This window comes from Vibrio sp. (assembly GCF_050299255.1).
Classification (GTDB): Bacteria; Pseudomonadota; Gammaproteobacteria; order Enterobacterales; family Vibrionaceae; genus Vibrio.
On the sequence record NZ_JBNKVP010000086.1, the window covers coordinates 1 to 13,511 of the forward strand.

At 47.2% G+C, this 13,511-nt stretch carries 15 protein-coding genes; 5 read left to right on the top strand and 10 right to left on the bottom strand.

All coding sequences use genetic code 11. The features are described from left to right. Window positions 1–1,806: efflux RND transporter permease subunit (locus ACQY6F_RS16290; RefSeq protein WP_428775913.1), on the bottom strand; the 1,806-nt coding region annotated here is incomplete at its 3' end. 11 nt (window positions 1,807–1,817) lie between these two features. Continuing rightward, complete coding sequence (locus ACQY6F_RS16295; protein ID WP_428775914.1) at window positions 1,818–2,948, bottom strand: efflux RND transporter periplasmic adaptor subunit; 1,131 nt, start codon at window positions 2,946–2,948, stop codon at window positions 1,818–1,820. Between the two features lie 450 nt (window positions 2,949–3,398). On the opposite strand from ACQY6F_RS16295, the gene ACQY6F_RS16300 reads away from it, so the two are divergent. Next, on the top strand, window positions 3,399–3,650 hold the full coding sequence (locus ACQY6F_RS16300; RefSeq protein WP_428775915.1) for a YgjV family protein: 252 nt from the start codon (window positions 3,399–3,401) through the stop codon (window positions 3,648–3,650). 106 nt (window positions 3,651–3,756) lie between these two features. On the opposite strand, the gene ACQY6F_RS16305 is transcribed toward ACQY6F_RS16300, so the two are convergent. Continuing rightward, complete coding sequence (locus ACQY6F_RS16305; protein ID WP_428775916.1) at window positions 3,757–4,308, bottom strand: N-acetyltransferase family protein; 552 nt, start codon at window positions 4,306–4,308, stop codon at window positions 3,757–3,759. A 342-nt stretch (window positions 4,309–4,650) separates the two neighbouring features. Here ACQY6F_RS16305 and ACQY6F_RS16310 point away from each other — a divergent pair, with 342 nt between their 5' ends. Further along, window positions 4,651–5,574 (top strand): GGDEF domain-containing protein, encoded by a 924-nt coding sequence (locus tag ACQY6F_RS16310; protein ID WP_428775918.1) that lies wholly within the window; start codon window positions 4,651–4,653, stop codon window positions 5,572–5,574. Between the two features lie 210 nt (window positions 5,575–5,784). On the opposite strand, the gene ACQY6F_RS16315 is transcribed toward ACQY6F_RS16310, so the two are convergent. The 6 genes from ACQY6F_RS16315 to ACQY6F_RS16340 all read right to left on the bottom strand — a co-directional run bounded on the left by ACQY6F_RS16315 (window position 5,785) and on the right by ACQY6F_RS16340 (window position 9,461). Then, a complete protein-coding gene (locus tag ACQY6F_RS16315; RefSeq protein WP_428775920.1) occupies window positions 5,785–6,147 on the bottom strand; it encodes a VOC family protein in 363 nt (120 codons plus the stop codon). A 57-nt stretch (window positions 6,148–6,204) separates the two neighbouring features. Then, window positions 6,205–6,582 (bottom strand): VOC family protein, encoded by a 378-nt coding sequence (locus ACQY6F_RS16320; RefSeq protein WP_428775921.1) that lies wholly within the window; start codon window positions 6,580–6,582, stop codon window positions 6,205–6,207. A 103-nt stretch (window positions 6,583–6,685) separates the two neighbouring features. Next, a complete protein-coding gene (locus ACQY6F_RS16325) occupies window positions 6,686–7,153 on the bottom strand; it encodes an AAA family ATPase (RefSeq protein WP_428775922.1) in 468 nt (155 codons plus the stop codon). A 53-nt stretch (window positions 7,154–7,206) separates the two neighbouring features. Further along, window positions 7,207–7,632, bottom strand: a complete 426-nt coding sequence (locus ACQY6F_RS16330) for an N-acetyltransferase family protein (RefSeq protein WP_428775924.1) — start codon at window positions 7,630–7,632, stop codon at window positions 7,207–7,209. A gap of 132 nt (window positions 7,633–7,764) precedes the next feature. Further along, complete coding sequence (locus ACQY6F_RS16335) at window positions 7,765–8,988, bottom strand: cyanate transporter (protein ID WP_428775926.1); 1,224 nt, start codon at window positions 8,986–8,988, stop codon at window positions 7,765–7,767. Beyond that, complete coding sequence (locus ACQY6F_RS16340; RefSeq protein ID WP_428775927.1) at window positions 8,985–9,461, bottom strand: nucleoside deaminase; 477 nt, start codon at window positions 9,459–9,461, stop codon at window positions 8,985–8,987. The genes ACQY6F_RS16335 and ACQY6F_RS16340 overlap by 4 nt, the downstream gene beginning before the upstream one ends. A gap of 209 nt (window positions 9,462–9,670) precedes the next feature. Between ACQY6F_RS16340 and ACQY6F_RS16345 the strand changes: the two genes are divergently transcribed. The 3 genes from ACQY6F_RS16345 (at window position 9,671) to ACQY6F_RS16355 (ending at window position 12,311) form a co-directional block, all read left to right on the top strand. Continuing rightward, the gene (locus ACQY6F_RS16345) at window positions 9,671–10,549 is read left to right on the top strand and encodes a LysR family transcriptional regulator (protein WP_428775929.1); all 879 of its coding nucleotides are present in this window, start codon (window positions 9,671–9,673) and stop codon (window positions 10,547–10,549) included. 29 nt (window positions 10,550–10,578) lie between these two features. Next, window positions 10,579–11,445, top strand: coding sequence for a LysR family transcriptional regulator (locus ACQY6F_RS16350; protein WP_428775931.1), 867 nt, complete (start codon window positions 10,579–10,581; stop codon window positions 11,443–11,445). Window positions 11,446–11,594: 149 nt separating this feature from the next. Beyond that, a complete protein-coding gene (locus ACQY6F_RS16355; RefSeq protein WP_428775933.1) occupies window positions 11,595–12,311 on the top strand; it encodes a DUF2877 domain-containing protein in 717 nt (238 codons plus the stop codon). A gap of 54 nt (window positions 12,312–12,365) precedes the next feature. Here the strand turns inward: ACQY6F_RS16355 and ACQY6F_RS16360 are convergent, their stop codons facing one another. Then, window positions 12,366–13,493: a succinylglutamate desuccinylase/aspartoacylase family protein gene (locus tag ACQY6F_RS16360; RefSeq protein WP_428775934.1), complete on the bottom strand. Its 1,128-nt coding sequence runs from the start codon at window positions 13,491–13,493 to the stop codon at window positions 12,366–12,368. Between the last annotated feature and the right edge of the window lie 18 nt (window positions 13,494–13,511).

Below are 13,511 nucleotides of genomic sequence, written 5' to 3' on the forward strand. Positions count from 1 at the left end.
GAGTCCCGGCTCCTGCTCAAGCAGTTTAAGCAGCTTTTCCGACACGGCTTCAGTACGGGATAACGACGCTGCGTCTGGCAATTGAACGTTAATCAACAAAATACCTTTATCTTCCTGAGGTACAAAAGCAGAAGAGGTATTTTTTGCCAGCATGGTGACCGAGCCCAGAGCTACGCCAAACAACACGATCAGAACCAGTGAGCGTCTAACTAGAAACCCGGCAATCGAACCGTATTTTTCTGTCACTTTGTCTATGCCACGGTTAAACGCTTTGAACCAGGCTGCACTGTTATCTGCCCCCTGCTTCAGTACCAGTGAACAGAGTGCCGGAGAAAGCGTCAATGCGTTGATGGAAGAAATAATGACTGAAATACAGATAGTCAGTGCGAATTGGCGATACATGATGCCGGTAATACCTGGCAACATCGCCACTGGAACAAATACGGCCAACAGCACCAACGTTGAGGTAATAATCGGCCCGGTGACCTCTTTCATCGCCATCAAGGTCGCTTTACGCGGAGATATACTCGGATCTCTGCGCATAATGGTATCGACGTTTTCAATAACCAGGATCGCATCATCCACCACAATACCGATGGCCAGTATCAAACCAAACAGCGTTACGGTATTGATGGTGAAACCAGCGGCCAACATGACGGCAAAAGTACCGACCAGTGATACAGGTATCGCAACCACGGGAATGAGCGTTGCACGGGCACTACCAAGAAACATGTACGTCACCGCGATAACCAGTATTACCGCCTGAATCAGTGTGGTGACCACCCCTTTGATCGACTCGGAAACAAACAAGGTTGTATCGTAACTGGTTTCGTACTTCATCCCCTCAGGGAAGTTACTGCTTAGGTTGTCGAGCAATTTCATTACCGCTTCACCACTTTGAAGCGCATTGGCACCCGATTGCAGTGACAACGTCACGATAGCAGCATCCTGACCCCGAAACTTACCGTTCGCGTCGTAGAACTTTTTACCCAGTTCGATTCGGGCAACGTCTCTCAGGTAGACACTGGAACCGTCCGGATTGGCCCGCAGGACGATATTTTCAAATTCTTCAACCGATTCTAAACGGCCTTTAGTCACCAGGTTGAACTGTACATCTTGAGCATTACTATACGGTGCGGCGCCAATACGTCCGGCAGCCACCTGGACGTTCTGTTCGGCTAACGCCGCATTAATATCCGAAGTGGTCAGGTCAAGCCCCGCCATTTTGTCCGGATCGAGCCAGACCCGCATTGCGAACTCACCACCACCGATAACGGAAACGTTACTTATCCCTGTGACACGAGCTAGCTGATCCTTCACATTCAGGTTGATGTAGTTAACCAAAAACTGGTCATCATACTTACCATCAGGTGAGAAGAAGTTCAGAACCATCAGCAAATCGGGCGATCGTTTTTCAACAGTAACACCAACCTGGCGAACTTCTTGCGGCAACTTAGCAGTAACCTGAGTAACCCGGTTCTGTACGTTGACCTGTGCCTGGTCAGGATCGGTTCCGACATCGAACGTGACCGTCAGGCTGTATGAGCCGTCGTTGGATGATTTCGAGGACATATAGATCATATCCTCCACCCCGTTTACCGATGATTCAATCGGGTCGGCAATGGCCTGCTCGACAACTTCTGCACTTGCACCACTGTAAGCGGCCGTAACACTGACAGAAGGAGGACTAATCAGCGGGTATTCTGCCACTGGCAAAGCTAACAGCGAAATGCCGCCGGCCAGGGAGAGTATGATTGAAATAACCAACGCAAATTTAGGGCGCTGGATAAAAAAGCGACTAAGCATAGTAGCGTCCCTTATTGCATTGTTTCTGTTTCAGAGCCCTGTATCTGCACATTCATACCGTTTCGGACACGCTGCAAGCCCTGGGTAATGATGGTTTCTCCAGGCTTAAGACCGGTCGAGATAATCACACCTTGTTCGGTTTGCATGTCTAATTCCACATCACGCCGCTCTGCCACATCCCCTTCGGTAATCACCATCACAAAGTTACCACCCAAGTCGGTTTGAACTGCCCGTCTTGGTATTACGGTGACATCGCGTTTATTTTTGTCACGAAGTTCAACCCGAATATTTTGACCTGGTAACAGGCGATAGTCAGGATTAGGCACAATCGCTCTTAAATCCAGCGTACCGGTGTCGAGATTTATCCGGTTACCGGAGTAATCGATCTTGCCCAATTGTTCGTAGCGTTGATTGTTTTCAAGTATGATCTGGACCTCGACAGCGTCCGCCGCTTTTTCACCTGACATTTTTAGCTTGTCTAAACTCAGGTTGAGACGTTCTCGCTCACTGATGCTGAATGTCGCGTGTACCGGGTCAAGACTTACTAAGGTGGTCAGCACACCAATAGAGGGGGAAATTAAGTCACCTTTGCTGACTCTACTTTGACTGATACGACCGGAGAACGGTGCCCGAATTTCCGTGTACGATAAGTTAACCTCGGCCAAATTAAGCTGAGATTTGGCTGCCTCAACTTGCGCGTCAGCACCTAGCAACTTGGCAGTGAGATTATCGAATTCCGATTGAGATATACCGCCTTTGGGTAGCAATTGTTTACCACGGTTAAAATCCAGGCGAGCTTTTTTCTGTTCAGCATTCGCCTGAGTCAGCGCGGCTTTAGCCGTCGCTACCTGTGCTTCAAAGGATGAAGGTTCAATGGTGTAAAGAAGATCGCCCTCTTCAACCATCTGGCCTTCAGCAAAATTCCGCTCTTTCAGATAGCCGGTAACCTGAGCAGTAATGTTGGTATCTTCGATAGCTTCTACCCGGCCAATAAATGTTTTATTAGTTTGATAGGGAATTTCGGCCACTTTTTCGACAACGACCACAGGCGCTGCTGCCTGCTGTACCTGAGTAGCCGGATCGCCACATCCTGCCAACAGCGTAATGCTGGTCATTAAAGGGAAAAGGAATTTTTTATACATTGTGTCAGCCTTTTATAAGCAAATTATCCACTGATAACTATAGTCAATTAACAGAGCAACTATAGACACTGTTGCCACATGCAAATTCACTCTATCTATCCAATATTATTAGCCTATTTGTTTCATAATGTGACGAGCGGTCATAAATGAATAATTTGTTCAGAAAGTATGCTTTTTTTCACCTTTACCACCGAGATGACTGGCATAACTTCGGTCTACCGACAAAGTTAACAACAAGTTTAGTAATCACGAATTGACAAAATTTGTTAAACGTTTGCGTAATCGCTAACCTTCACTGAACTGAAATTTGGACTTTCGATCACATATTTAACCCTGTTATATTTGCGCCAGTTATTTAATTAGACCACTCGAGGCATGGAGCTTCCTCAGCTATCTCAAGACGAGTAGATTGGTGCCGATGTTGTCGGCAAACTGACAGAGGGTCAAAGTATGGACATGAATATGGTTGAAATTTTTGGATACGCAGCATCAATAATGGTCGCAATTTCTCTGACGATGAAAGATATCGTTAGATTGCGGGTTTTGAATTTTATTGGCTGCGCGTTGTTTACCGCTTACGGTCTGATGATTGAAGCTTGGCCAGTAGCCGCAACCAATGGCTTTATCGCGTGCGTTAACATCTACTTCCTTACAAAGATGTGGCAAGAACAGCGTAGCCCAAAGTCCCAAAGTGTCGCGTAAATAAAAAGCCTGACTCTTAACTACGAGTATAAAAAACTCCCCGCAGAAACCGGGGAGTTTTTTGTTGAGTGCGATACAGCGGTTACTTAACCGTTTTGTACTTAGGTTAGACTGCCGCTGTCTGACGATAACCTAGCTTATTAAGTAACTCTTTTGCAGATTTCCAGGTATAGATCTGTTCAGTGAGCTGACTGCCACAAGGTGAATTCCAGGTTCTTTCCAGCGTTTGCTCGCCCCCGATGTGGCTATAAAAATCAACGGCCTGCTGGTTCTGTTTTAATACTTCTAAGTACATGCCATTATCAGAGAAATACTGATCCACCCACTGGGCCATTTCGGCCATCAACCGCTTACCCAGCCCTTTGCCACGGTAGGCTGAATCAATGTGGATAGAATCGATAATAGTACCCCGTTCAAAATCGTGGTTGCCAAATGCGCAGATGAAACCACACAGCAGTCCACCTTCTTCTGCCAGTAGCACATGCTGGTTAAACGGAGGGTTAATTAGTCGGGTTTGCCAAATGGTACTTCTCTCGGTTAGTACTTCATCAGCCAGGTAATCATCGCTTAAGATTCCCTGGTAATAGCGACGCCAGCTGTCGGCGTGCAACTGAGCGATACGCTCATAATCACTATATTCGGCTACTTTTATTTCCATAAATAGCTCCTTATTACATCCTGTAGGCTCAAAAACAATGATCATACTAAGCTTTTACAGAACAAAAGCCAAACATACTATTCACATAAATCGATGTATTCTGTAACCCGTTCTGCGGAAGATGAATCATTCAATGGGCATTTCACAACGTTAAATGTAACAAGTTCAATCAATTAACTCAGCTTTTCGATTTAGCGCACAATATGCTCATTAAATCTGTGATAAATCAACAGGCAACCTACTATTCAGGTAAACAATAAATTAATTATTTGCTGCTCTCGTGCTTCCATAACTCCCTTTGTCATGACTGCTGTAAAAACGCGATTTGGTAAGGTAATAGCGATGATAAACACCGAACAGAATGCAGATTTTCACAAACTGATCCTCGATACCATAACCGAGCACATCGCTGTGATTAATTCGGATGGCGATATTCTGTTTGTAAATAAAAGCTGGGATATGTTCGCACAAGACAATCACTGTTTTGTTCAAGGCCAGCAGTGGTCCGGCGTCAACTATCTAAAGATATGCGATATCGGTGCATCAAAAGGTGACCTTTACGCTCACCAGGCGGCAGAGGGCATTAGGCAGGTGATAAACCGTGAAGTCGAGATATTCTATTTCGAATACCCTTGTCACAGTGACGAGGAATTTCGCTGGTTTATGATGCGGGTAACACCGTTTGTACTAAATGATGATCGTTGTTTTGCCATCTCTCACCAGAAAATCACTGAACGTAAACTTGCAGAGCAACAAATGGAACAGATGGCGCGCCTAGACGGGCTAACCGGGATACCATGCCGGCGGATATTCGATGAGTTTTTGTCGAATGAGTGGGCTCGTTGCACGCGCCTGCAAATGCCTATCTCCCTTGCAATTATCGATCTGGACTATTTCAAATTACTTAATGATCACTATGGTCACCTTAAAGGTGACGAATGCCTAAAACAAGTTGCTAGCGTCTTACATGATTATGCCGCCAGACCGAGCGATCTGTGTGCCCGATATGGTGGAGAAGAATTTACCATCATCATGGGCAATAATGGGCTGGAGCAGTCTACTCACCACCTCGAATCGTTGCTAAGCGATATTCGTTCTCTAAAGATTGAAAATAAGTTATCGCCAGTGTCTCGATACCTAACGGCGAGTATTGGCCTGGCAAGCGTCATACCTTGCCAAGGTGATAACGCCAAGCTGCTGGTTGAACAAGCGGATATTAATCTTTACCGGGCCAAATCCTGTGGGCGTAATCAAATTTGCGTGTAAGTATCCGTAATCTAAACAGGGTTGATGGTAATTTCGACTCTCTCTTTACCCTTGTCCAGATTTCTCAATGTCAGGAACTAAGTGATAAATCAGTTCTGGGACTAACTATGCCGATAAATGCAGATCCGCTAGTTGGTATCGGCGTGTACAGTTGGGTCTGATGTGGATTCGACCCAACTGCTGACGTTTCATTTGGTTGTCTGCACCTGATTACTTGCTACGTTGTTCAGACCAGACAGCGAACTCATTACCACTCGGCTCGGTAAAATGAAAACGGCAACCGCCAGGAAAATCAAAGATAGGCCTTAAAAGCGTTCCGCCGGCATCAATAACTTTCTGCTGTGTTGCATCAATATCTTCACTGTAAAACACCAGTAAAGCCCCACCCGTTGCGGTTGAACTTTGCATCTCAGCCTTAAAAAAGCCACCATCCAGACCTTGGTCGGAGAACGCGGTATATTCCGGGCCGTAGTCGATGAATTCCCAGCCAAATGCTTTAATGAAAAATTTTTTCGTTGCGATGAGATCGTGTGCAGAAAATTCTACGTAGTTTAACTTTTCATGTTGATTCATTGAACATCCTTGTTTGATTAGGTTGCTGGCGTTTAAATTGAAGTTTCTGTTAAGCCGCTATTTTAAAGAATGAAGCCCAAACATATTGCCTTCCGTATCTGTAGCCAATGTAATAAAGCCATACTCGCCAATCGACATTTTACTGCGCTCCACCTGTCCACCGGCATCGAACACTCTGCTCTCTTCTACCGCACAGTCCTCACAGCTAAAGTAAACTAAGGTACTGTTCCCGCCTGCGCTGATCCCTTCCATTTTCACCAAGGCACCACTTGAGCCATACTGATCCATGGAAGATGGAAACCCACACATCTCCAGCGGTATCTCATTAGGAGCAGATATAGGTTCCAGACTAATATCTAATACTTGTTGATAGAACTGCTTAGCCCTTACCATATCATCAACATAAATTTCGAACCAACATACTGGATTGTTCATAACCTATACTCCTGCAATTGAATATGAGTGTCCTTATGGTTTAGCTCAATTGCCTCATACTGTCACGATTTGCCGTTAAACCTTTATACTGTTTAACCATGCATTAAACTACCGTGACAGGTTCATCTTGGTCCGGTATTTCAAACCAACTCCAAAACAGCGCCAGCATTTCCGGCGTCATCGTGAATGCGTCATCCTTACTATCTTTGTTGCGGGCCACAGCGCGTTGACAACAGGTCTCATAATCGACATCAAGATAGATCATTTCGCAATCCAGCTTTTGTTCAGCAGCCCAAATCCGCATCGCCTCACGATCAGCTCTGGTCCAAAAGCCGAAATCAAAGATAACCGGCACGCCGATGGCTAGCAGGTCCAGCGCTGAACGTTTAAACAATTCGGTCAGCGTGGCCAGGCGCTGGTCAAACACTGCCCGCTCCATATGCTCACCAAACAGCGGGATCATCCACTCGTCAGGGGAAAAGCGGAACGCATGGTATTGCTCCACCAGTTTCTTCGCGTAGGTCGTCTTACCTGCGCCGACAAATCCGCATAAACAGTAAATTTTGCTCATAACGTTTTACTCATGGGTTGGTATTACACATGGGTTGATTGATGCTAACGGTATTAACTTCGCCCATAGAAACACATTAGATAATAACTGCCTTCATCATTTTCGCCTTCACTGTCAATCACAAATCCACGGGACTGATAAAACGCCAGTGCGTGATGGTTTCTGGTCATGCATTTTAATGCGAGTTTGGGGTAGTTATGTTTGGCCCATGACAGTAGTTGGCTGCCGACGCCCTGATTCTGAAATGCGCTGGCAACGTACAAGTGATGTATAAAATCCTCAGGCTCCCAGACAGCGATAAATCCGGCTAACTGGTCGTCGATAATGGCGACTTGGACCAGTTCCCCTTCGCTGTCGCGATCAAAATCTTCCGGTTGGTAATTGCTGCTATCCAGCCAGACAAAGGTTTCCGCTCGGCTCTGGTTATACAAACGACGAATTTCCGGTAAATCTGAAGGTTGTAACGGACGAAGTTGCAAAACGTATTTCCCAAGTTAAGATCCTGGTCGCTACATTAGGCAAGAATGTCCGCAGTGACAATGAGAAACGTCCGTATTCGAGTGTTCGATCAACTGGTTACAGAGAAGCAGCTTAAGCGAACTAGTCGCCGCTCAGACTGCGGTCGACTGCTGTGACAGCGTTATCGGCCGGGCCATGGCCATATCGTATTCCTCGGGGTCAAACCCAATGGTGAGCGCCGAAGCTATGATGATCAGCATAAAGTGCATTCCCCATCCCCAATCATAATGGCCGGTGTATTCAATCAACTGAGAGAATAGTAACGGAAAGAATGCCGCGATGATAAACCCGCCCCCCTGCATCAAGGTCGTTAACATACCCGCTTGCTGGGAACAGCGAAAATGGTCCAGGGCTACCAGTATTGCCAATGAAAAAGCGCCGCCCAGACCTATCCCACATGCACTTGCCCATAGATATGGATGTTGTTCAGGTTGATAGATAATGCCGGCAAATCCAACAGCAAGCGATATCAACATAAACAGTGTAAAGGGTCGGCGATCGCTTTGATGCCGGATTAAGGTGGGCAAAAGCAGTGCACATGCAGCCTGGCAAATCGACAATACCACGATCAACTGGCTGCTTTGCTCCGAAGACCAACCCAATTGCTGATAGTAAGACGCTAACCAGGTAACCAGAGTCAGGTATGCGCCATTAATGATGCCGAAATGTAGGATCAACGACCAGGTTCTGCGACTTTGAATCAGTGACTTGAACTGGGGTTTGGCTGATGCATTGGTATTGCTGGATGGTAACCCCACCAGGCTAACCAATAATGCGACGATGCAAGGCAGTGCGAGCCAGGATAACGCCTGTTGCCAGCTAAAACCTTGTAAGGCTAACCATGGCATCAGCTTAGCGCCCATCGCGCCGCCAATCATTAAAGACGCAGAATAGATGCCCGTTACAATTGCCGTTTGCTGAGCAAAGTGTTGTTTGATCATGCCAGGGATGATGGATTGGGCAATTGCCACGGCAACCCCAGCCACAACCGCGGTAAGGATCAGGATTTGACCATCAGCCGATGCCAACCTGGTCAAATTACTCGCCCCCAACAGCGTCAGCGCTATTAACAACATTTGCCGGCCAGAACGCTTTGAAGGTATCGCCGCAAACACCAGAGCACCGAGCCCCATGATGACCATAGGCAACATCGTCAGTAATGACGCCTGGCCATGTGACAGCCCAGTATCGGCAATGATCCTGTTCATCAGTGGTCCGAGTGCCACCAAAAATGGTCTGAGATTCAAACCGATGATGGCGATCAACAACAAGATGAGCCAACCCGGCCGATCCCGATAGGTCACGACCATGTTCATTTGTTGCCGATGGACTGGGTTGTTGCCTTCCATTGTTGGTAAAGGTCATCATCCTCGGGCGATAAATGTTTGATAGTTAGCCAGGCCTGCTGTTCTAATGGCTGAGCCAGCTCTTTTGCAATGTGCGCAGTAGAGAGGCCATACGCTTCAGCCTGTTGATTGGAATAGGCAAATATCACCTTGCCCACACCACTCATACGACAGGCCGCCAGACACATTGGACAAGGCTGCCCACTAGCGTACACAGTGACACCAGCCAGATCGGTGGCGGACAGCTTTTTGCCTGCGGCCCTTAAAGCCAGTAACTCCGCATGAGCTGTCGGGTCATTTTGCTCTAGCATCTGGTTAACTTCCTGTGCCAGGATCTCACCATTTTTTACGATGATGGCAGCAAAAGGGCGCCCGCCTCGGCGTACGTTTTCCTTGGCTAATTCTATCGCCGCACTCAGATATTCTTGATCTGTTTGCATCATGACAAACCTACCTGTATGACTAGTAAACACTGCTTCCGTCACTATAGACGGATTGGCAACCAGCAAAAAATTAATTGTATTAATAAAAAACATTAATACTGTTAATACTATTTCTCTGCCCTATCACTAAGCCGTACAATAGTCGCGGTCCAAAATGACTCTGACAGGTTTGGGGCAATATACTTCACCATGAAACGGGATAAGTCGTTATGTTTGAACCTCGACTTCTTCGGGCGTTTGTAATTCTTGCCGATACGGCGAGCTTTACTCTGGCGGCTGAACAACTTCACCTGACACAATCCACTGTGAGTCAGCAAATCAACCGCCTGGAAGAGCTAACCGGCTGTCCGCTTTTCGACCGGACCCAAAGACCGATCAAGTTAACAGCAAGTGGCGAAAAGCTACTCAGCTACGCGCGTAAAATTCTGAATTTGCAAAATGAGGCGCAGGCTCTGCTCGCCAATCCCGAAGGCAGTACCGCATTAAAAATTGGCATCCCTGACGATATAGCATCAGCAGAACTGTTTGCCACCCTGGCCAGTTTCACAGACCAGTTCCAGCATGTCCGGCTCGACGTCACAACGGGGATGAGCGCGGAGCTAAAACACCGCTATCAAAATCATGATTTCGACTTGGTGGTGGTGAAAGAGCCTGTCGCTTCAGCAGAGCATTTCCTTACGCTACCAGAGCCTATGGCTTGGTATCAGTCTGCTGACCGCGAGCTTGGCGATTCCAAGCCGATCCCCCTTGTTACATTTCCACCTGGTGGCCTTTACCGCGATGCCATGTTTGACCGGCTCAATCATGAAGGGAAACCCTGGTATGTGGTCTTCTCCAGCAGCAACCTGAATAACATTTTGCTGGCTGTTGAGTCGGGTATGGGGATAACACTCCTGCCGGTAGGCACGACGTTAGGCAGGCAAGTCTGCCCTTATCTGCCGTACGCTGAAGAGCGAGCCATGGCCCTTTCACTGTACTGTAACCCAGGCTGGATAACGGAGGAGCTTGCGAGCAAGATCAGTGCGATTTTGCGCAAGCGGTATCAAACCATCCTTGCCAGTCAAAAACCCGGCGGTGCTGCTCAATAACCGAATTCGATTTCAATCAGGTATTACTCATGAAAATGATTCATCCCCAACTTCTGGTTACTTATATCGCGGTTTGCGAAACCGGCAGTTTTACCCGTGCAGCAGAGCGAATCCATAACTCCCAATCCACCATAAGCCAACAGATCAACCGACTGGAATCGATTCTTGGCTGTACCCTGCTGGTGCGCACATCTCAAAGGGTCACGTTGACCGAACAAGGCGAATCGGTTTTACGCTACGCGCACCGCATCGTTGATTTGAATAGTTCAATGCTGGACAACTTTAACCAGGTTGCCGACCAGGAAATCATAAAGATCGGTGTTCCGGACGATCTGTCTGTGGACGTCACCAAAGCAATCGTCAAGTTTCAGCGTAACTACAACATTCTGTTTGAGTTTACTTCGGGGTTGAGTAACGACCTGTACCAGGCATACCAGGCCGGGCACTATGATCTCATCCTGGTTAAACAACCGATACTGGCCAACGCATATGCCTATCGACGCGAGCCGCTATTGTGGCTCGACAGTGTGAGCCACCCTACCTTCGACAAAAAAGTAATTCCACTGGTGCTGTTCCCGACCGGCGCGCTATACCGCGACCACATACTCAATTCCATGGATCAGCTCGGCTACACCAGTAAAATCAACTATTGCAGCAGTAACCTGGCAGCCATCATTACTGCGTCTTCGGTGGGATTCGGTATTACGATGTTACCGGAGAAATGCAAAACCGATGACCATTATATAATTGAAGAACTGCAAACCTACGCCCCGGCAAATGAATTTTATTTAGCGCTTTACGTTAACGACAGCCACAATATCGTACTCAATCGTATCGCTAATGAACTGGTTACCATGTTTAACCTGCAAAGCAATCGCTCCTATCAACTGGTTTAACTATGATTGCCGGTGCGATTTCACAACCATTGCTTGCACTACTTAGCCAGCACCAGGAGCTTGTAACCCGGGTTCATTCATCCTTTCAGCATGCCTGCAATTTATCCAGTGCCCATGGGCTTATCACTCTACTGGCTCCGGACAAACCTATGAACCCTTGCAGCATAAGAGTGATGCAGCAGGGCCCACTGCCCCGCCTGGAACCGGGCAGCGCGGTAACACTTAGGATTAATCGCTCGCCGAGTGTGACAGCGTCACATATAAATAATTACGTTGTGCTGATTGATGATAGCGTTACGGTGTTTGTCCCGCAGTTACCCACTGGCGGCATAGGTTTGGTGAATGTCGCGGTTGAGCTAGACCAGTACCTGGCGAATCACCCCAAGGAACTCGGCATCTACCCGCTACTCTGCCAAGTTATGGGCTGGTCTTGTGATACCAAGTATTACTCAGGCCTGATGGCTGACTACTTTCTGCCACATTTGCAAGGCTTCATCAGCCAGATTTCGCAAACAAATACAGAACTAAACCTCAACAATATCATCGGATTTGGTGCAGGGCTGACTCCGTCTTGTGATGATATGTTGGTAGGCATATTGGCATACCTGGATTACTCCCAGCACAGTTACTTTGATGTCGTAGCCAATGCGTGTCGCGCTCGGGTGAGCCAAACCACTGACGTCAGTAAAGCCATGCTCGAACTGGCGATAGCTCGTCAATTTAACCAGGATATTGTGGTCTTTTTTGAATGTTTGGCGGAAGGGTCTGAGATAGGACCGGCACTGGATGCTATTGACCAATATGGTCACTCATCAGGTCATGACACATTGTGTGGCATCTACCTGGCGGCCAAATTGATAGCCTGAAGATACGATAAGTTAAATAAAAGCCTGGCATTAGCCAGGCTCCGTTAAGTGCAATTATTTTTTGCTCGGTATATCTTTCACGACAACCGAACCGGCACCTTCGTTATCAGCCAAATCTTTGGCCGGGTCAAAATAGACTACCGATCCCAGTTGCATTCCCGCTTCGGCCATCGGGTTTTGCACCACCTGGATCACCAGTCCGTCTGCCGGGCTGGTATATTGCTTGGCGATCTGACCAAAGGCATCATACTGAGTAAACATTAGATCGCCTTTTTTAACCTGGTCGAGAACCTTCACTTCCGGCACAACAAATCCACCGAAATCAGCAGTAACATCCAACCAAACATTGGTGTCTACGATATCCTGATAGGTTTTGGTTTCACCATCAATCACGTCGGCGAATCGCAATAGGTTCATCGCCCCTTGCAATGCCTTTTCTATCCACTCCGGTTCATACACTTCACGAGATCCGATTTCGAGCGTAAATGCCGGCACCCCGATAGCGTTATAGGCTCCTGAAACCGAGGTCGTTCCGGAACTATTGATCGTCGCATCCAGTGGGAATAGCCTTGTCAGTTGTTTTACAGCAGGAATACTCAAGTCAGAGTAAGCGGCCAATGGGAAGGTAGTTGGGTTAGCGGTATGCATATCCAGCGCATAATCGGCGTTGTCTTTAAGCAAGTGGTTCCACAGCGTATATGAGTAGCGCTGGCTACTGCTCTTAACCGACTCGAGTGCGACCTGGCGATTCAGGTTACTGTTTACTTTAACCGGACCCGATGGCACATACTCACGAATATTATTGATCAAACCAGGGATGTTGTACTGGTGAACTATGGTCACTGTACCTGACATTTCTTCAGGACTAAGTTGCTGTTTGATCAGATTTGCCGTTAAGTACGGGTTCATTTCATTGGCATGAACGCCGGCAACAAACATCACTTCCTTCCCTGGATTCTTACCTTTAATTACGGTTACCGGCACATAATAATACTGACCCGTATTTATCTGGTCTCCGGCGCGGAAAAATAGTTCGGTTACGCTATTATTTTCAAAGTCAGACACATCCAACTGAGTAATAACTTTGCGCCCTTGAATGACATCTCCGTTATAAATGGTTTCCGCCATTATTGGAGCGGATATCATGGCAGCCACTGATACTGCGAGCGACAATTTTTTCATTATATCTTCCTTATGTAA